Here is a 336-nt window from a genome sequence, read left to right as displayed (position 1 = left end):
TGGCGCGGCCGGCCGCCGCGAGCCATGCGGCCGCGCTCCCGGCGGCCCGCCTGCGTTCGTCCGCCGGATCGGACGCGCCCCCGAACCGCCGTCCGGGCGGCTTGCGGCCGTCGTCCGCGGGACGGACGGGCGGCAGGGCGCTGTCGATCGGCCAGGTCGGGCGCAGTCTGACGGGTTCGACCTTCATCGGCGTTCCCTCCCGGTCGGCGCAATGTACGCACCTTGTTGCATTAATTGTAAGGATTTGTATGGCCGATGTCCATCCGGGAAGGAATGCGGTCTGAGTCAAGCCAGTGTGGGCACTTTTTTTGGGGATGATGGATCACGCGAAAAAGA

At 67.3% G+C, this 336-nt stretch carries 1 protein-coding gene; it reads right to left on the bottom strand.

From position 1 onward, the window contains the following. Positions 1–187 (bottom strand): hypothetical protein (locus KJQ12_RS06590; protein ID WP_213483981.1); only part of this gene is annotated, 187 nt, incomplete at its 3' end. Positions 188–336 lie beyond the last annotated feature (149 nt).

It is taken from the genome of Thermobacillus xylanilyticus (assembly GCF_907165215.1).
GTDB classification, from domain to species: Bacteria; Bacillota; Bacilli; order Paenibacillales; family Paenibacillaceae; genus Thermobacillus; species Thermobacillus xylanilyticus.
The sequence above is the reverse complement of the archived record's forward strand: the minus strand, read 5'-3'. Positions and strand labels throughout refer to the sequence as shown.